15 protein-coding genes are annotated in these 17987 nt (G+C 53.0%); 2 read left to right on the forward strand and 13 right to left on the reverse strand.

All coding sequences use genetic code 11. The annotated features are described in order from the left end of the window. Positions 1–322: 322 nt before the first annotated feature. The gene (locus tag KP22_RS05620) at positions 323–1258 is read right to left on the reverse strand and encodes a LysR family transcriptional regulator (protein ID WP_039322953.1); all 936 of its coding nucleotides are present in this window, start codon (positions 1256–1258) and stop codon (positions 323–325) included. Positions 1259–1401: 143 nt separating this feature from the next. Between KP22_RS05620 and KP22_RS05625 the strand changes: the two genes are divergently transcribed. Beyond that, positions 1402–2805 carry a M20 family metallopeptidase gene (locus tag KP22_RS05625; RefSeq protein ID WP_039322956.1) on the forward strand — a complete coding sequence of 468 codons (1404 nt, stop codon included), beginning with the start codon at positions 1402–1404 and terminating at the stop codon, positions 2803–2805. Between the two features lie 166 nt (positions 2806–2971). Here KP22_RS05625 and KP22_RS05630 read toward each other — a convergent pair whose 3' ends face one another. The 5 genes from KP22_RS05630 to KP22_RS05650 form a co-directional block, all read right to left on the reverse strand. Continuing rightward, on the reverse strand, positions 2972–3262 hold the full coding sequence (locus tag KP22_RS05630) for a Bor family protein (protein WP_039299559.1): 291 nt from the start codon (positions 3260–3262) through the stop codon (positions 2972–2974). A 193-nt stretch (positions 3263–3455) separates the two neighbouring features. Further along, positions 3456–4265: a MetQ/NlpA family ABC transporter substrate-binding protein gene (locus KP22_RS05635; RefSeq protein ID WP_039299556.1), complete on the reverse strand. Its 810-nt coding sequence runs from the start codon at positions 4263–4265 to the stop codon at positions 3456–3458. Between the two features lie 279 nt (positions 4266–4544). Continuing rightward, complete coding sequence (gene menC, locus KP22_RS05640) at positions 4545–5657, reverse strand: o-succinylbenzoate synthase (protein WP_039299553.1); 1113 nt, start codon at positions 5655–5657, stop codon at positions 4545–4547. 41 nt (positions 5658–5698) lie between these two features. Continuing rightward, a complete protein-coding gene (locus KP22_RS05645; protein WP_039299550.1) occupies positions 5699–6358 on the reverse strand; it encodes a methionine ABC transporter permease in 660 nt (219 codons plus the stop codon). Then, positions 6351–7373: a methionine ABC transporter ATP-binding protein gene (locus KP22_RS05650; RefSeq protein ID WP_039299547.1), complete on the reverse strand. Its 1023-nt coding sequence runs from the start codon at positions 7371–7373 to the stop codon at positions 6351–6353. The genes KP22_RS05645 and KP22_RS05650 overlap by 8 nt, the downstream gene beginning before the upstream one ends. A gap of 558 nt (positions 7374–7931) precedes the next feature. Between KP22_RS05650 and KP22_RS05655 the strand changes: the two genes are divergently transcribed. Then, entirely contained in the window at positions 7932–9239 is a 1308-nt protein-coding gene (locus KP22_RS05655) for an acid phosphatase (protein WP_039322959.1), read from the forward strand. A gap of 20 nt (positions 9240–9259) precedes the next feature. On the opposite strand, the gene KP22_RS05660 is transcribed toward KP22_RS05655, so the two are convergent. From KP22_RS05660 to KP22_RS05690, 7 genes are all read right to left on the reverse strand, one after another. After that, positions 9260–10561 carry an aspartate aminotransferase family protein gene (locus tag KP22_RS05660; protein ID WP_039322963.1) on the reverse strand — a complete coding sequence of 434 codons (1302 nt, stop codon included), beginning with the start codon at positions 10559–10561 and terminating at the stop codon, positions 9260–9262. After that, complete coding sequence (locus KP22_RS05665; protein WP_039322966.1) at positions 10558–11682, reverse strand: phosphotransferase; 1125 nt, start codon at positions 11680–11682, stop codon at positions 10558–10560. The genes KP22_RS05660 and KP22_RS05665 overlap by 4 nt, the downstream gene beginning before the upstream one ends. Continuing rightward, on the reverse strand, positions 11675–12409 hold the full coding sequence (locus KP22_RS05670; protein WP_039299535.1) for an SDR family NAD(P)-dependent oxidoreductase: 735 nt from the start codon (positions 12407–12409) through the stop codon (positions 11675–11677). Before KP22_RS05670 ends, KP22_RS05665 begins: the two co-directional genes overlap by 8 nt. 490 nt (positions 12410–12899) lie before the next feature. Next, positions 12900–13718, reverse strand: coding sequence for an ABC transporter permease (locus KP22_RS05675; RefSeq protein ID WP_011093619.1), 819 nt, complete (start codon positions 13716–13718; stop codon positions 12900–12902). A gap of 37 nt (positions 13719–13755) precedes the next feature. Continuing rightward, positions 13756–15024, reverse strand: coding sequence for an ABC transporter permease (locus KP22_RS05680; protein ID WP_039299526.1), 1269 nt, complete (start codon positions 15022–15024; stop codon positions 13756–13758). 42 nt (positions 15025–15066) lie between these two features. Beyond that, positions 15067–16146, reverse strand: a complete 1080-nt coding sequence (locus tag KP22_RS05685; protein ID WP_039299523.1) for an ABC transporter substrate-binding protein — start codon at positions 16144–16146, stop codon at positions 15067–15069. Positions 16147–16509: 363 nt separating this feature from the next. Beyond that, positions 16510–17982, reverse strand: a complete 1473-nt coding sequence (locus tag KP22_RS05690; RefSeq protein WP_039299520.1) for an NAD-dependent succinate-semialdehyde dehydrogenase — start codon at positions 17980–17982, stop codon at positions 16510–16512. Between the last annotated feature and the right edge of the window lie 5 nt (positions 17983–17987).

Here is a 17987-nt window from a genome sequence, read left to right on the forward strand (position 1 = left end):
GTCCGCACCGAGCAACATTTCGTGCGCATCAGCCAATGTAGATTTCTGCAACTGTTCCAGTATGCGCCCGACATGGGGCGGCTCAATCGCCGCCACCCCATGACCCTAGGCTTTTCACGAAAATCACGTCGCTACGCGATGCTTTCGGCGTTCGTGACTGCTATTCGGGTTCGCCAGTGACGCGCTCCCTACGCGGCACTGACTTTCGCGGCGTCCTGCCGCTCACCCGGCAGTCACGCTCGCCTCAACGCGATTTTTTACGTGAAGGGAAAAACAAAAAAACGAATACTTTGGTAGTTATAGTAACTTATTCTAAGCAGCATCAATAAACCGTATCCGTGGCCACCTGACTTAAATAATACGCTTCTCCCTGACGCAGTTCCGCCATCATGAAATCCAGAAAAGCCTGCTGCTGAGGCGCATGGGCTTTGCCAGCGAGCGTTTGGATCTGGAGTGAACGCTGGTCGAGCTGCTTAATATTCAGCGGCTTCAGGCGCATCGGTTCCTGTAAGCACTTATACATCACGGAGTAGAAGCTACAGGCGGTGACCGCACCCGGCGTGCTCATCGCATAGTAATAGAGCGTGGTGAAGTTGTTGCAGCACAGCGTCGGTTCCAGAAAGGTGCCGTTCATGCGGCATGAGAGGTCAAACAACTGTCGCAGCGTGGTAGAGGATTCCGGCAGCGCCAGCGGGAAAGGATGCAGATCCGCCAGTTGAATTGACTGCTGCGCCAGCGGATGTTCATCCGACATCAGCAGCATCAGCGGAGCGGGCAGCGCCAACTCCACATTCACGCCCTGCTCCGGCGCCAGCGCAAACTGGAGCGCGATATCCACTTCACCATTACGGATCATCTGGGACACCTGCATAGCCGAATCCACTTTCAGCGCAAACGTGGTATCCGGGTCATGTTGGCGAAAACGCGCAAACAAGGTCGGCAACAGATCAAACGCCATTCCCTCCGTACAGCCTATCCGCAACAGAGCCCGGCGGCTGGCCTTCAGCCCTTGAATCTCCGCCACGGCGGCACCCATATCCATCATGCTTTTACGCACATGGTTTTCCAGAATGCGTCCCGCATCGTTTAACACCATGCCGCGTGCATGACGCTCGAACAGCGGCACGCCGATGCGTTCTTCTAGCCGCTGAATCTGGCGACTGATAGCAGAAACGGCAACAAACAGGTGTTGACTGGCGGCACTGAGCGAACCGGTGGTGGCAACCACCAAAAAATAACGAATCTCGGAGCTGTGCATACCGGCCTTCCTTTCAGACAGAGCGAGGGGACTCGGAGGTTTATATTAAAAGCAAAGCTTAATTGCAATTTTTATTATTGTTGCAAAGCTCGTTTTTCCTTTAAATATCGGTAACTTCTGCACATTATCCAGCAAGGAAAGGCATGACCAGCGCAGACCTTATTCGTATCGCCTGTGAACGTTTCGATCGCGGAGAATTTAAACACACGCTGGCACGGCGTATTGCGCATACCAGCGAGAGTCAAAAAGCCGATAACCAGCCTGCGCTGAACCGCTATCTGACTGACGAGATCCAGCCCGTACTGCTGGCAATGGGGTTCAACGTAAACCTGATCGCCTCGTCGGATGAACGTCATCCCCCTTTCCTGCTGGCCGAACGTATTGAAGATCCCAAACTGCCGACTGTGCTCTCTTACGGCCACGGCGACGTGGTTTTCGGTGATGAAGAAAACTGGCGAGATGGGCTCACGCCCTGGGAATTGGTGGAAGAAGGCGACCACTGGTACGGACGCGGCAGCGCCGATAATAAAGGCCAGCACAGCATTAACCTGATGGCACTGGAGCAGGTGTTTCAGGCGCGCGGTCAGCGCCTGGGCTTCAACTGCAAACTGCTGTTCGAGATGGGTGAAGAAATCGGCTCACCGGGGCTGGCCGAACTATGCCAGCAATACAAACAGGAACTGACCGCCGATATTTTTATCGCCTCCGATGGACCGCGTCTTAATGCAGAACGCCCGACGCTGTTCCTCGGCTCTCGCGGCTGCGCTAACTTCCGTTTACGCATCAAAGCTCGTGAGCAGGCATATCATTCTGGCAACTGGGGCGGACTGCTGAGCAATCCGGGTACGCAGTTGGCGAACGCCGTAGCCAGCCTGGTGGACGGACAAGGACGGATGAAAATCGATGCCCTGCTGCCCCCGCCGCTGACGCCTGCGCTGCGGGACATTCTCAGCACGATCGACCCCGCAGGCAGCGAGAGCGATCCGGCGATTGATGAAAACTGGGGTGCAGAGGGACTCACGCCTGCCGAGCGGTTATTTGGCTGGAACACGCTGGAGGTGCTGTCATTCATTACCGGTAACCCAAACAAACCGGTGAATGCGATCCCCGCTGACGCGACTGCCATTTGCCAACTGCGCTTCGTGGTCGGCACCGACTGGAAAAATCTGGCACAACATGTGCGTCAACACCTCGACCAGTACGGCTTTGATCAGGTGGACGTTGAGGTGCTTAACACCTCTCCAGCGACGCGGTTTAACCCTGAAGATCCGCTAGTAAACTGGACGCTGGCACTGATGCAACAAATCAGCGGTAAGCAACCCGCGCTGTTACCGAATCTGGGCGGATCGCTGCCTAATGACGTCTTCGCCGACATCCTCGGCCTGCCAACGCTGTGGATCCCCCACTCTTACCCCGCATGTGGCCAGCACGCCGTCAACGAGCACATGCTGAAATCCGTCGCCCGAGAAGGATTAGCGATCATGACCGGCCTGTTCTGGGAATTGGGGGAGCAAGGACGTCACCTGCTAGCGCGGCACAGGCAATAATAGCGCGCCCAAAGAACATAGCGGAGTGGCATTGCCGGACAAGCTAAATGATTGCTACACAGGAAGCCGTTAATTACAGACAGCTAACGGGCAAAGAAAAAATAAAGCCATCTCGATAGGAGATGGCTTTATCGTAAGACAGACTTATATAAAAGCCGTCTTTAATTTAGATTGAGCAATAAACGCGTGCTTCTCTCGGCGTATAAATTCCGAATGTCACCACCCCAAGTAAACCGTTAACAAAGGTCGTCTGTGTTTCAGTGCGAGCAACTTTATCAGCACCGCCACATACCGCCGCCGCATCAATGGTTTTCTTCTGACCAATCCCAGAGACGAAGAAGTGATGTGTTGTCACCTGTTTAGATGTTGAAACAGCGTCATTCTTTACTGTAAACGTTTGTTGGGCACATCCCGTCAGCACCAGCGCCAATACGGCAGCAGAAAGTATTTTTTTCATTAAACCCTCGTTGTGTTGTGTTGATAAATCTTACGAAGAATGACATTTATACAAAAAATTACAACACTTGAAATGTTTTTATCTTTGCGTTAGCAACGTATGTTGGTTAGGAGGGAATTTGCTGCTTGAGACAAGTGCAGTGAAGAAGCCAGTGACCGACGAGCAATAGGTCACTGGCAGCTTGAGAGGTCAATTACTTCTTCATCCACTCAGGCTTCTGGAACGCGTGGAACATTGAGTTTTTATCCGCAAAGAAAGCGGCGAATTCCGGGGATTGAACGGCGGCTTTCAAGTCCTGAGCAAACGGTTTGTCGGCATCTTCCGCACGCACGACAATCATGTTTTTCAGATCTTCCGGCAGCACATCCAGTTGGATAGCGTCAGACAAATTCAGTCCTGCGGAAATCGCGAAATTGGCGTTAATCAGCGAGCCGGTTACGCCCCCCAGCGCACGCGGCAGCTGTGCTGCTTCCAGCGGTTTAAAAACCAGCCCTTTCGGGTTTTCAGTGATATCACGCAGCGACGCTTTGGTCGGCGTAATATCTGGATTGATCTTGATGAGGCCGTATTTTTGCAGGAAATCCAGCGAGCGAGCCAGATTTGACGGATCGTTTGGCAGCGTAATGATATCACCCGCTTTCAGCTCATTCAGCGAGCGCACTTTGTTGGAGTAAAAACCCATGCTGGCCGTCGGCACGGTGATCACTTCCGCCAGTTTCAGCCCTTTATCCGCGCTGAAACGGTCAAGATAGCGGCGATTTTGGAACAGGTTGGCGTCGATACTGTTGTTCGACAGCGCCAGATTCGGCTGGATGTAGTCGCTGAACTCGCGCACTTTCACCTCGTAGCCTTTTTTCACCATTTCTGGCTTGATCGCTTTTGTCACCATATCGCCATACGGGCCCGGCGATACGCCGATGGTGATTTCTTTGCCTGAATCTGCTGCATAAGCCTGAGAAATGCCCAACGCCAGCATGAGTGGAATGAGTTTTTTCAATCGCATCGTCGCGTTCCTGTCTGTCCGATTTAGTCAGTATTAGCCGTTTTGATAACGGCATTCTCATTATGTAGAGCAGCAGCACACGGTTAAGATCGAGATACCGGGAGCGACCACGGTGCGAGGCATCCCTGCGGGAACCTCATCACCGTGTTTCTCCCTAAATCCACACTCTTATGCACAGTGCGACATCGCTCATTATTTTCTCTATTTTTATAACGTTATTCCCTGGTGTTGGATAACGCTTACTGCCACTACTTTTGAAACTTATTATCTAACAATTAATTAAAACAAAAAGGTTTCCTGTCCGTAGCAATATTTGTCGTACAGTTCAGGGGTGATATCAAAGCCGATTCCCGGTTTATTTGGCACCGCGACACAGCTGTCGCTGTCTAATTCGACAAACGGCAGCATGAAGTCTTCATGCCAGTAGCGGGAAGACGGTGGAATATCGTGCGCGTAGACAAAGTTCGGCAGCGTAGACACTGCAATGTTGTGCGCTTTACCGACCGCCGTATCCAACATACCGCCGCACCACACCGGAATATTGTGCGCCTGACAGTAGTCATGAATCAGCTTGGTTTCAGTAATACCGCCCACGCGCGCCACTTTGATATTGATGATTTTGGCACTGCCCAGCTCTATTGCTTTACGGGCGTCCTCTACCGACGCAATACTTTCATCCAAGCAGATAGGCGTATTCACCACAGCCTGAAGTTTGCGATGATCGATAATATCGTCGTGCGCCAGCGGTTGTTCAATCATTAACAGATTGAATTTATCGATGCGTTTAAAGAAATCAATATCGTCCAGCGTGTAGGCGGAATTGGCATCCACCATCAGCGTAATATCACCAAATTCCTGACGCAGCGCCGCAATATAGTCGTAATCTTTTCCCGGCTTGATTTTTATTTTGATGCGCTTGTAGCCTTCATTCAGGAAATTATCGACCACGCTGACTAATTTATCAGGCGTTTCCTGAATACCGATACTGACACCCGCTTCGACTTTATCCCGTACACCGCCCAGTAATTGATGCAGCGGTACACCTTTTATCTTTGCGTAAGCATCCCAAATGCCACCTTCGATTGCCGCTTTAGCGCAGTTATTACGCTTTACCGGAGCGAAAATATCGCGAACCTGAGAAGGATGTTTAATATCCCCGGCCTGCTTAATCATCGGAATCAGGAAGTCACGCATAATATGCCAGGCAGTGACGTTGGTTTCTTCGTTATAAAATGGCAGGGAAATGGCGGAACAATCGCCGTAACCAATCTGCCCACCCGCATGAATTTCCGCAATGGAGAAGTGTTTCTCCGTCTGCGTCGCAAAGCTGGTGGTAAATGGCGTTTTAAGCGCCATTTTCATTTTTCGTAATACAATTTTGTCTATTTTCATGACATCTCTCTGCTGTCCTGAATAACGTATTCTGTCGCGGCTTAGCGGCGTTCGCGCTTATTCGCCCGTCGCGAGAGCATATCACCCAACGTTTGCACGACCTGCACCAGTACAACCAACGCAATCACCGTCACGACCATGACTTCGGTTTCATAGCGATAATAGCCGAAGCGGATCGCCAGATCGCCGACACCGCCGCCGCCCACAATTCCGGCCATCGCCGAGTAACCAATCAGGCTGACCAGTGTGATCGTCAGACCGCGTAATAAGCCAGCAAGGGCTTCGGGCAACAGCACAGTAGCGATGATGCGCGTCGGGCTGGCACCAAAGGCTTCCGCCGCTTCCACAATCCCCGGATCAACTTCACGCAGCGCGGAATCCACCAGACGGGCATAAAACGCAATCGCTGCCACAGACATCGGCACCGCCGCCGCAACCGGCCCTATTGTGTTCCCCAACAGCAGTTGTGTTAATGGCAACAGCAGTACCAGCAGGATCACAAACGGGATCGAGCGGATAATATTCACCAGCACGGTCGATACCAGATAGATAAAACGGTTCTGCCAGAACAAATGACGATCGGTCACATAAATCGCGATACCTAACGGTAGGCCGAATACCACCGCACAAAGCGTTGAAATACACACCATCGTGAAGGTTTCACCGAAGGCGAAGATTAATTCACCTATTAACTCAGTCATTGATGATCTCCACCCCAAAGGTATTCTGTCGAATATAAGTAATAGCCGCTGCGAGATTTTCTGCTGCTGGATCGTCACGGTATGAAATCTGGGCGATAATATGCCCTAACGCACGATCGTTGATGTACTCAATATTCCCGTGCAGGATATTGACCGATACCTGAAACTGCTGCGCCACGTCAGATAATATCGGTTGTTCTACCGAATCATCGGCAAAAAGTATTTTCAGTAGGACACCTTTATTATTCAGCTTAAAACGCTCAGGTAATTCGACCGGCGTGGTATGGCTAACCAGCTGCTTGGTGTAGGCGTGTTGAGGCGCAGAGAAGATCGTAAAGACTTCCCCCTCTTCCACAATATTTCCACCCGTCATCACCGCCATGCGCTGGCAAATACTTTTGATCACGCTCATTTCATGGGAAATCAGCACGATCGTGATACCTAACCGAACATTAATACTTTTCAATAACGCCAGAATAGACGCCGATGTTTCCAGATCCAGTGCCGAGGTGGGTTCATCACACAATAGTACTTCGGGATGGTTGGCAATGGCGCGGGCAATACCCACACGCTGTTTCTGCCCACCACTTAACTGTGCAGGATAAGAGGTTCCTTTATCCTGCAACCCGACCAGCGCCAGAATTTCCGGCACGCGTGACGCTATCTCTTCTTTACTCTTGCCCGCAGCACGCAAGCTGAACGCCACGTTGTCAAACACATTGCGGGTATGCATTAGATTAAAATGCTGAAAGATCATCCCGATACGCTGACGATGCTGGCGCAGTTCACGGCCAGAAGCATCGCTGATCAACGTATCGCCAAGAAACACGCGCCCTTCGGTTGGACGCTGCAATAAATTGATCGTCCGCAGTAGCGTACTTTTCCCCGCGCCGCTGGTGCCAACAATCCCAAAAACTTCACCCTGCTGAATGGTCAGGTTGACGTTGTTCACCGCCCTGGACTGTGCATTTTTACCGACGGGGAAATCAACGCTCACGTTTTCTAACCGAATCATTACCTGACTCACTCCTGCTGTTACTAACTATTTTAAGAGATATAACGTTGGCGTACGCAAGGTAAGCCTGTTTGATGTAGGGAAACCTTTGTTTGTGGGTAAAATCATTTCGTATTAGCGTGCGTTAAACCTATCCCACGGGACTGTTTCACTTATTATTTTGAACAGAGATAGGCTCTTCATCGCCTTTTTACATTGAGGAATAACCGGGCTATTTATGGCTGCCATTTTTGTTATAATTAGATTAATTTCTTATAAATCAATAAAATATTGAAAAATTATCGTCTGTTTAAGTTAGAGAGAAATGAGCTTTGCGTCAATGATAAAAAAAGCAAATCACCCTTCTGTTTTTTAGAAACTCTTTTATGTCTTTTTCTTCTATATATCCCGTCGTCTTTGTTTATGCCGTTGACGGTTACTGCATCAGTAAACATATCAAATCATGATAATCCGTTGATAAGTATCTCAAAATATGTCCTGAAACATTACTATCACAATCAGCGCCTAGCCTGATCTCGCCACCGACAAACGTTTGTCCTCCCAATTAAGGATGTCATCATGCGTTATCGCACGACTATGCTTGCGACGATCAGAGTGTTACCGATTGCCAGTCTTTTTCTGCTACCGCTTTCCGGGATTGCCGCCCCGCCCCAGCCTGACAGCGCGACTATTAGCACCATTGTGGATTCCACTACGCAGGCCAGTAGCCGCCCACACGTTATTGAACTGGAACAGACCATTCAGGCCGCGCTGCGCAAGGCAATCCAAGGTGATTCGCCTGCGCTCACCCGTGCACAGTTAGCGCAGGCACAAGAAACGCCACAAATGGCGGATAGCAACTGGTTGAATGCCAGCGGCTATGATTTCGCAGTCAAAGCCAATCAGCAGGCAGACATTACGCTGCTGGAATCCTTCTCACACCTTTCTACTGATGTATTGCAGCAAAATACGGCTATCGTGACACGCATTAATCGTGAAGCCACCACGGGACAGCGCGAGCAGGCATTAGTCGATGCTGAGGGACAGGGATATCTTTACTATCTGGCGGATGCGTTGGGCCCGAGGCTGGGCAAGGTATTTATCACCGCCTATAACCACGGTGAAATACGTAAAGCCGCCGTGTTACTCAAGCTATCCGCCGTCAGCACGTCCGCCGCCAAACTGCATTTCAACTATCCTCGTCCTTTTCTACAGCCAAATAACACGATTCATCTGGTGCCAGATACTGCCGTGATCGGTGATAACAAACCCTATACCGCTTCCGGCGGCGCGTTTCCAAGCGGGCACACCAACACCGGTTACACCGATGCCTTGCTGTTAGCAGAAATGATCCCTGAACGCTTTGTCCCGCTAATCGATCGCGGTGCACGCTATGGCTATTCACGCGTCGTGCTGGGCGTCCATTACCCATTAGACGTTATAGGTTCGCGGATGATTGCCGAACGCAACGTGGCACACTACCTCAACGATCCGCAGTACCGTCGGTTATTTGAACAGGCCAAAGCCGAGTTACGCAGCGCATTAGAAAAAGCCTGTGGCACCACGTTGAGCGCCTGCGCCAGGAATACGCCGCAGGACGACCCTTACGCGGCACCAGAAATGAAAACCTTTTATCACTACACCATGACGTACGGTCTGCCTGCCCAGCCTGCCGCGGCCTCTACGGTTAGCGTTCCCGAAGGTGCAGAGGTGTTGCTCGAACCGGTACTACCACGGCTCTCCGCCATGCAACGCAAAAGTCTGATGGTAAAAACCGCGCTGGCCGATGGCTACCCGCTCTCCGGCGCACCGGGTGATAAAGGCACACAGAATTTCTGGCAGCGCCTCAATCTCCATGAGGCCGTACAACAGGCTCAGCACCCCTAGCAATGCCTCCCAGCGAGTGATTACCTTGGCATAGGGTTGCCGATGCCTGCCAATACATCACTCAAGGTGGTTAAGAACACATCGGCATGCTCTTCCAGAAACACCAGCGGCGGGCGAATTTTCAGTATGTTCGCCGCTGGCCCCGTCGCACTAATGAGCACACCGCGTTGACGCATCGCGTTCACTACCAGCAACGCGGATTCACTTGCCGGTGATTTACTTTCGCGATTGCTAACCAACTCCACGCCGATAAACAGGCCATAAGCCCGAATATCCCCCATCAGCGGAAAATGCTGCGCCAGTTGCTGCAACCCCTGCCGTAGATAATTCCCCACCCGCAGAGCATTCTGTTGCAACTGTTCTTCCCGAATCACCCGCAGCACCGCATGCGCCGCCTGACAGGACACCGGATTGCCGCCAAAGGTATTGAAATAGCGCACATCGCGCCCGAATGCGTCAAACAGCGCTGAACGCCCAACCAATCCAGCGATAGGATGCCCGTTGCCCATCGGTTTCCCTAAACTCACCAAGTCTGGGACGACACCGTGACGCGCAAAGCCCCATAGCGATTCACCCGTGCGTCCAAAACCCGGCTGCACTTCATCGGCAATAAACAACCCGCCCGCCTGACGAATCAGCGCCGCCGCCTGTGCCATTTCGCCTTCCGGCGCACAGAACACACCATCGCTGGAAAAAATCGTATCCACCAGTAGCGCAGCAGGACGAATACCTTCCAGTTGCATCTGCGCCAACGCCTCACGAATGCTGGTAAGAAATGCACCCGGCTGACGGTAGGTATCTGGCGCATCGATCAGCTTCACATAGCTACCACGCGCCACACCATCCCCCAGCGACGGCGATAGCTCCGCCAGTGCGCTGGTCACGCCGTGATATGCCCAGCGCGTCACCAATACTCCCGCCCCGCCCGTGGCATGTCGGGCAATGCGTAAAGCCAGATCGTTAGCCTCGCTGCCGGTGCAGGTCAGCATCACATTGTTCAATTCAGGAGGAAATTCGCTCAGTAAATCTTCCGCAAAATCGACAATCGCGTGATGCAAATAGCGCGTGTGGGTATTGAGCAGTGCGCTCTGTCGTGCCACCGCCTCAACCACTGCGGGATGGCAATGCCCAACCGAAGCCACATTATTGTAGACATCCAGATAACGTTTCCCCTGATGATCGAACAGCCACACGCCCTCGCCGCGTGCAACATGCAGAGGCTCTTCATAAAACAGACGGTAGCCGCTGCCCAGTACGCGCTGACGGCGTGCCAGCAACGCGTCTGTTGTTGTCATTTCAGATACCATTCCTCTCTGATTCATTGCTCATTCTCCAGGCAGACCTGCTGTAAACGCGTGACAAACTGCGCATGGGAATAGGTCGCAATGCGCTGCAAATTATGCCAACAGCGCGGCACGTTACGCAGTAGATACTCCCGGTTGTCGGGGTAGCGTGATGCACGCCACTGCGCGATGGTCAGGGTCAACGCCATGCGGGTCGCTATCAGATCGGGCAGCAATGCAATCTCCTCCGGCGCTAACGGAATACGCTGATGATAAGCCGCAACAAACGGCACAACATGTTCTAAAAGATCCTGACCCTCGCCAAACTGGTACGCCAGCGCCGTCGCGACTTCACAAATTAACGGGGCGAATACGGCATCGCCAAAATCGATAATGCCGTTAACCCGCGTCGGCGACGATCCATCCACCAGCACGTTATGCGGATTCAGATCGTTATGAATGACCTGACGACGTAGCGTCGTCAACAGCGGCGCGACCTGGCTGTCATAACGGTCGAAAATACGCTGAAGATACTGATACTGCTGCGGTTCAGAAACGAAATCGAGGTAAGGACGCACCTGAGCTGCCCGGCTGATATCCCACAGCAGCGCACGGTTTGCCGCCGGATGCGTAAAGCTGTGAAGCGCGTTATCCAACTGCGCCAACGTGTCTCCCAACTGTGGCATCAGCGCCGTTGACGGTGAGGCAAGATGCTGCGGCGTTCCTGCCAGATAGCTCACCAACCGCACACGCAACAGTACGCCATCGATCTCAACGCCTGTTTCCGGCTGACCCGCTTTTGTCAGCCTGATACGCGGTACGGGCAGTTCAGGCGCGTGACGGGCAAGATGCAGCAGCAGCGCAGTTTGGAAATCACTGACGTCGGCGGGTTCTGCCGCGTTGATGACTTTCAGCATGTAGCGCTCATCTGACGTGACAGTCAGACAGAAATTCACATCACGCTCGCCCTGAAGCAGCGACATCTGCCCGGACAAGCCATATTCTTGCCGCGCAATAGCCAGCGCCTGTTGGCAGGAAACCTGCGGTACGGCCTGCGTCATTAACTCGTCATCGTGCGGCGAAACCTCGGCAAATACGGGCTGATTAGACGCCGGATTCGGGAATGTCGGAAAAAGTGCCGTAAGTCGTCCGTCAGACATGCTGTCCTCCGTTAACGTGAATTTCCGCGCCGTTGACATAAGAGGCACCGGACGTGCAGAGAAAATAGATCAGGCTGGCCACTTCTTCGGGCTTACCTAAGCGCTGCATTGGCACCTGTCGCTCAATGATGGCGTCCGTACCGGGTGACAGAATCGAGGTTTCAATTTCTCCCGGCGCAATCGCATTCACACGAACGCCGTGCGGACCAAAATCAAACGCCATTTCTCGCGTCAACGCAGACAGCGCCGCTTTTGAGGTGGCATAGGCCACGCCAGCAAAGGGATGAACGCGCGAACCGGCAATCGAGGTCACATTGATGACGCAGCCTTGTGAGGCCTTGAGTTCATCGAACAGGCCGTTTGCCAGCAGCGCGCAGGAAAATAGATTAACGTTGAAGACACGCAGCCAGGTCGCATAGTCGGTATCGAGTACGCCCAGACGTTGGCCGCCTTCCCCCTTCGGCGAAATCCCCGCGTTATCGATCAGCGCATCTAACCGTCCGCCCAGTTTTTCCTTAATCAGCGGCAGCGTCTGTTGCAGGCTGTCGATATCTTCCAAATCGAGATGAATATGGTTGAGTAGCTTTTCTGCCCACGGGCATTCTTCCGCCCAGTTCTGACGCGAAGCGGTGAAGATCCGCCACCCCGCTGCGTGGAAATGCTTAACGGTGGCATGCCCGATTCCCCGGCTGGCACCGGTCAGCAATAACGTTTTTTGCGCTGTCATACCGAACCTCCTGAACGTTTTTACACAATAATCTTTTTACACAACACACATCAAAATGGTGTTTGATGCATCATAAATTTAGTTTTAAAAAAAGCTGAAAAAATTTCAGCGAAATTTAGTCTTTTCACGACTACATACATACTAATATGGAGGTTTCGTGCGTATTAGCAGCGTTATTTCTCTGTGACTTCATCACACGCCCGACAAGGCGCGCTCAATCGCCGCAGCGCCTTGACCACTGGCTTTTTCGGCGCTAATTATGTCGCTGCGCGATGCCTTCGTCGGTATCAGACTTCACGGACCGCTTGCGACACGTTCCAGACGTGGCGCAAGCTTTCGCCGCATCCATGCGGCTCATCCTAAGTCTGATATCTCCTCAGCATAATTTCTTACGCCGGATGACACCGCCCCCCCATTTGCGCTCTACATTAATTACGTGCAAAAAACAGTACGCAAAGGGAAAAATAATCCATACACCAAACGCGTCTGATTATCCCCCACTCCGTAACCGCTCCGAACGGCGGCGTAGGATCTCCATCACGATCAGTAGGATAAGCGCCGCACCGACCATCATCGTCGCGGCGGCCGCTATCGTCGGGTCGAGGTTTTCACGAATGCCGGCAAACATCTGTAGCGGCAGCGTGCGCTGGCGCGGGCTGGCGAGAAACAACGTGACAATGACCTCATCAAACGATGTCGCAAAGGCAAAGAGCGCACCGGAAAATACCCCCGGCGCAATCAGTGGAAACGTCACCTTGCGGAAAGCCAGCAGCGGCGACGCGCCCAGGCTGGCAGCCGCGCGTGTCAGATTATGATCGTAGTTCTTTAATACCGCCGTGACCGTAATCACCACGAACGGCACGCCCAGCATCGCATGCGCTAACACCAGTCCCAGATAGCTGTTCAGCAGCGACAGTTTGGCGAAGAAGAAAAACATCCCTACCGCGACAATCACCACTGGCGCAATCATCGGCGAAATCAGTACCGCCATCACCAGCGATTTGCCACGGAATTCACCTCGCACCAGCCCGACTGATGCTAATACGCCGAGCACTGTCGCCAACAGCGTCGCCAGCGGAGCAATCAGCAGGCTGTTACCCAGCGCCCCCAGCCACTCGCTGGAGTTGAAAAACTCGCGATACCAGCGCAGGGAAAATCCTGTCAGCGGATAGCTCAGAAACGACCCCGCATTAAACGAAAGCGGAACAATCACCAGCACAGGGACGATTAAAAACAACAGCATCGCCGCACCGTAGAAATTAAAGAACGTGTTCCACAGTCGGATACCCACTTCACCCTGTTGTCTCATTTGTTATCTCCCCAGTATAAGGTTATGGATAGCGTACTTAATGCGCTGCCGCTTCCGCATTAGTGCGCGTCACGCGGATGTACACCACGTACAGGAGCGTCACGATGATCAACAGTTGCGTACCCAGCGCAGCCGCCATTCCCCAGTTCATGGTGGTATTGGTGAAGAACGCGACAAAGTAGCTCAGCATCTGGTCGCTTGGCCCACCCAACAGCGCAGGCGTAATGTAGTAGCCAATCGCCATCATGAAGACCAGCAGCGCCCCCGCCGTCACACCCGCGTAAGTTTGCGGCACGTAAACCCGCCAAAAGGCGATAAAGGGATGCGCCCCCAGCGAGATCGCCGCACGCACATAGTTCGGAGAAATACCTTTCATCACCGCGTACAACGGCAGAATGAAAAACGGCAGCAGGATGTGGGTCATCGAGATATAGACACCGATGCGGTTGAACACCAGCACCAGCGGTTCGTCGATAATGCCAATGTTAATTAGCGAACGGTTGATCAACCCGCCGGACTGCAACAGCACAATCCAGCTTGCCGTCCGTACAATCAGCGATGTCCAGAACGGCAGTAAAACCAGAATGAGCAACAGGTTGGCGCGGTTAGACGGCTGTTTTGCCAGCCAGTACGCCAGCGGATAACCCAGCCCCACGCACAGCAGCGTCACGACACCCGCCATCAGCAACGTGCGCAGCAGCACGTCCACATACAGCGCCTGATCGGCAGGTAGCGGAACGATTTGCTGGGTAGTGGCATCGACTTTATGGTCAAACACCGCCAGCAGGTAATAGCTGGTGAACGGCCGTGCGGCGCGATCGAACGTTTGCCAGGTCGCCAACTCACCCCACATCGGCTGTTCGCGTATCAGTTGGTCTCGCACATCGCTGCTGCCCTCTGCGGGCAGCTTACGCAACGTACGGGTAATCAACGTGCGATATTCCGAGCCTTCATACCCCAGGCGTTTAGTGATCGTACTTAACTTGCCGCTGCTACGCGCATCACGCAGATCGCCGACCAGCGCCCGAAAGACAGCCTCATCCGGCACATCGTTACCCGACCAGAGCCGCATAGCGGCAATGGTCTGCGGCAAATTGTCACGCAATTCTGGATTGGAAACGCTTTTCCCCAAAATCGAGGTGATCGGGAAGAGAAAACTCACCACGATAAACAGAAACAGCGGGGCTATCAGCAGCAGAGAGCGTTTCTTATAGGCCTTCTGCGCGATCCACAGTTGCTGTTTCAAGGTTGAATTTTCCTCGCTTCCGCCAGACGGTGCAGCGGCGACGATATCACTCTGGGACATAGGCTCTTTCTCCATCATCACGTACGGTAAATCACTGCAACTTTATTGGGCGGCCCAGGCGTTGAAGCGTTGTTCCAACTCTTCACCGTGATCGATCCAAAACTCAGTGTCTACTTGCAAGGCCTGTGCCAGATTATCCGGAGCCGTCGGCAGATTCGCCGCAACAGCCGGAGCCAGCAGGCTGGTAGTTTTGACGTGTGTCGGGCCATAAGGAATATTCTCGGCGAACACCTTCTGGTTTTCCGGCTGATTGGCAAACGCAATAAACTGCTCCGCCAGTGCCTTATGCTTGGAACCTTTAACGATCGCCCAACTATCCAGATCGTAAATGCTATCGGCCCAGACAATCTTGAAGTCATGCCCTTCTTTCTGCGCTGCTGCGACGCGACCGTTGTAGGCCGACGTCATCACCACATCACCCGACACCAGCCATTGCAGCGGCTGCGCACCGGACTCCCACCACTGAATATTTGATTTGATCTGATTCAGTTTCTTAAAGGCACGCTCGACACCCTCTGGCGTCGCCAGCACGGTGTAGAGATCTTCACGCTTCACACCATCGGCCAGCAGTGCGATTTCCAGCGTAAATTTGGCGCTTTTACGCAGCGCACGCTTGCCGGGATAATCTTTCACATTCCAGAAATCGGCCCAACTTTTCGGTGCCTGTTTCAGTTTCTCTGCGTTGTAGGTCAAGACGGTTGACCACAGGAAAATTCCCGCACCGCACTCGGTGACTGCGCCTTTGACAAACTGGGATTGATCGCCCAATTTTGACCAGTCCAACTGCTCGAACAGCCCTTCACTACAGCCGCGCATCAGTTCAGGGCCTTCGACTTCTACGACGTCCCATCCCACCTGTCCGGTTTCTACCATCGCCCGGATACGCGCCATTTCACCGTTATATTCACCAGCTTCTACCGTACCTTTTCCCGCTGCGGCGAACGGTTTATAAAACGCCTTATCCTGCGCATCTTTGTTCAAGCCACCAAATGAGATCACCGTGACAGATTCCGCCTGCGCCTGGCAGGCCATCGTCACCAGAAAAGCCGTCGCCGCGATTTTTTTCAGCGCCTGACGTTTGAACAGTCCTTTTGCTTTCGAGGAAGAATTGAGTTTGGACATTGCTTTGCTCCTGGAGTGGTAGTCAACGTAAAGGTCAAATGCGTATCACAATTTTGCACACGCTATTTTATGCATGCGTTATTGATGCATCATGTATCAATATAATCATGCAAAAATAGGAGCATAAATTGTGCCAATTCAAAAATTTTATTGATGTTTTGCTACTACGGCGGCGGGAACGGCGATGAAAAACATCAGGGGGACATGGCTCTGTCTTATACCTGATTATACTTCGCCATTTTTGCCATATTATGGTGCAAAGCAATATTGCCTTGCACCATTCAGACACATTGCGCGTCTGTTGCACATGTGCCGGCATTGACTGCCGACACGCGCTTCTTACTGACTAGCAGGATGCAAGCCTTATCGGGAAAGATCGACACAAAGGTATTTCATTTCCAGATAGTCTTCGATACCAAAACGAGAGCCTTCACGGCCCAGCCCAGACTGTTTCACCCCACCAAACGGTGCGACTTCATTCGAGATCAGTCCGGTATTAATCCCCACCATGCCGTAGTCCAGCGCTTCCGGCACTGTCCACTGCCGTACCGCGTCGCGCGTGTAGACATAGGCAGCCAGCCCGAATTCAGTATCGTTCGCCATCGCAATCACTTCAGCTTCATCACTGAAGCGGAACAGCGGTGCGACTGGCCCGAACGTCTCTTCTCGCGCGAAACGCATCTCGCGGGTCACGTCGCCAACAATCGTTGGCGTGAAGAACGTGCCGCCCCGTTCGTGGCGTTGGCCGCCCAGCAATAGCGTGGCCCCGTGCGATAACGCATCGGCAATGTGCTGCTCAACTTTGCTGACTGCATCGCTATCAATCAGCGGCCCTTGCGTGACACCCGGCTGTGTGCCGTCGCCCACGTTTAACTTACGCACTTCCTCAATCAGTCGCTCTACCAGAGTCGGATAAATCCCGTTCTGCACATAGATTCGATTAGCGCAGACGCAGGTTTGCCCACTGTTACGGAATTTGGAGGCCAGAATGCCTTTCACTGCCTGATCCACATCGGCATCGTCAAACACGATAAACGGCGCGTTGCCACCCAGCTCCAGCGACAGTTTTTTCACCGTTGGCGCGCTCTGCGCCATCAGTATGCGACCCACTTCTGTGGAACCGGTGAAACTCAGCTTGCGTACCACTGGGCTATCGCACAGCACCTTACCGACAGACTGTGCATCGCCGACAATCACCTGCAACACACCGCGCGGAATACCCGCCTGCTGCGCCAGTTCAGCCAGCGCCAGCGCGGTAAAGGGCGTCTGCTCCGCAGGCTTAACGATCATCGTGCAACCCGCCGCCAATGCAGGTCCGACCTTACGGGTGATCATCGCTGCTGGGAAATTCCACGGCGTAATCGCTGCGCACACGCCAATGGGCTGCTTAATCACCATCAGGCGCTGCTGCCCCTGCGGCGATTGCAGCACACTGCCTTCAATACGTTTAGCTTCTTCCGCAAACCAGTCGATAAAACTGGTGGCATAGGCGATTTCACCCCGCGCTTCCGCCAGCGGTTTTCCCTGTTCCGCCGTCAGCAGTACAGCCAGATCGTCCTGATTGTCCATAATCAGGCGCGCCCACGCCTGCAATAGCGCGGCACGTTCCTTTCCCGTCTTCTTGCGCCATTCAACCAGCGCCCGTTCTGCGGCGGCAATGGCCTGCTCGGTTTGTGACACCGTAACCAAAGGCACCGTCCCCAGCGCCTCGCCCGTCGCCGGATTGGTGACGTTCAGGCGTTCACCGCTTTGGCTATCCTGCCACTCGCCGTCAATCAGGCAATGTTGACGGAATAACGTTTGTTGTTTCAATGAAGGAAATTGTTTCAGTTGCATAGCTT

This window comes from Pectobacterium betavasculorum (assembly GCF_000749845.1).
Classification (GTDB): Bacteria; Pseudomonadota; Gammaproteobacteria; order Enterobacterales; family Enterobacteriaceae; genus Pectobacterium; species Pectobacterium betavasculorum.

What these genes read in the sequence shown, in the direction of transcription:
- KP22_RS05620 (WP_039322953.1), bottom strand. Translation starts at nt 1,258, where the DNA reads ATGCACAGCTCCGAGATTCGTTATTTTTTGGTGGTTGCCACCACCGGT.
- KP22_RS05625 (WP_039322956.1), top strand. Translation starts at nt 1,402, where the DNA reads ATGACCAGCGCAGACCTTATTCGTATCGCCTGTGAACGTTTCGATCGC.
- KP22_RS05630 (WP_039299559.1), bottom strand. Translation starts at nt 3,262, where the DNA reads ATGAAAAAAATACTTTCTGCTGCCGTATTGGCGCTGGTGCTGACGGGA.
- KP22_RS05635 (WP_039299556.1), bottom strand. Translation starts at nt 4,265, where the DNA reads ATGCGATTGAAAAAACTCATTCCACTCATGCTGGCGTTGGGCATTTCT.
- menC (WP_039299553.1), bottom strand. Translation starts at nt 5,657, where the DNA reads ATGAAAATAGACAAAATTGTATTACGAAAAATGAAAATGGCGCTTAAA.
- KP22_RS05645 (WP_039299550.1), bottom strand. Translation starts at nt 6,358, where the DNA reads ATGACTGAGTTAATAGGTGAATTAATCTTCGCCTTCGGTGAAACCTTC.
- KP22_RS05650 (WP_039299547.1), bottom strand. Translation starts at nt 7,373, where the DNA reads ATGATTCGGTTAGAAAACGTGAGCGTTGATTTCCCCGTCGGTAAAAAT.
- KP22_RS05655 (WP_039322959.1), top strand. Translation starts at nt 7,932, where the DNA reads ATGCGTTATCGCACGACTATGCTTGCGACGATCAGAGTGTTACCGATT.
- KP22_RS05660 (WP_039322963.1), bottom strand. Translation starts at nt 10,561, where the DNA reads ATGAATCAGAGAGGAATGGTATCTGAAATGACAACAACAGACGCGTTG.
- KP22_RS05665 (WP_039322966.1), bottom strand. Translation starts at nt 11,682, where the DNA reads ATGTCTGACGGACGACTTACGGCACTTTTTCCGACATTCCCGAATCCG.
- KP22_RS05670 (WP_039299535.1), bottom strand. Translation starts at nt 12,409, where the DNA reads ATGACAGCGCAAAAAACGTTATTGCTGACCGGTGCCAGCCGGGGAATC.
- KP22_RS05675 (WP_011093619.1), bottom strand. Translation starts at nt 13,718, where the DNA reads ATGAGACAACAGGGTGAAGTGGGTATCCGACTGTGGAACACGTTCTTT.
- KP22_RS05680 (WP_039299526.1), bottom strand. Translation starts at nt 15,024, where the DNA reads ATGTCCCAGAGTGATATCGTCGCCGCTGCACCGTCTGGCGGAAGCGAG.
- KP22_RS05685 (WP_039299523.1), bottom strand. Translation starts at nt 16,146, where the DNA reads ATGTCCAAACTCAATTCTTCCTCGAAAGCAAAAGGACTGTTCAAACGT.
- KP22_RS05690 (WP_039299520.1), bottom strand. Translation starts at nt 17,982, where the DNA reads ATGCAACTGAAACAATTTCCTTCATTGAAACAACAAACGTTATTCCGT.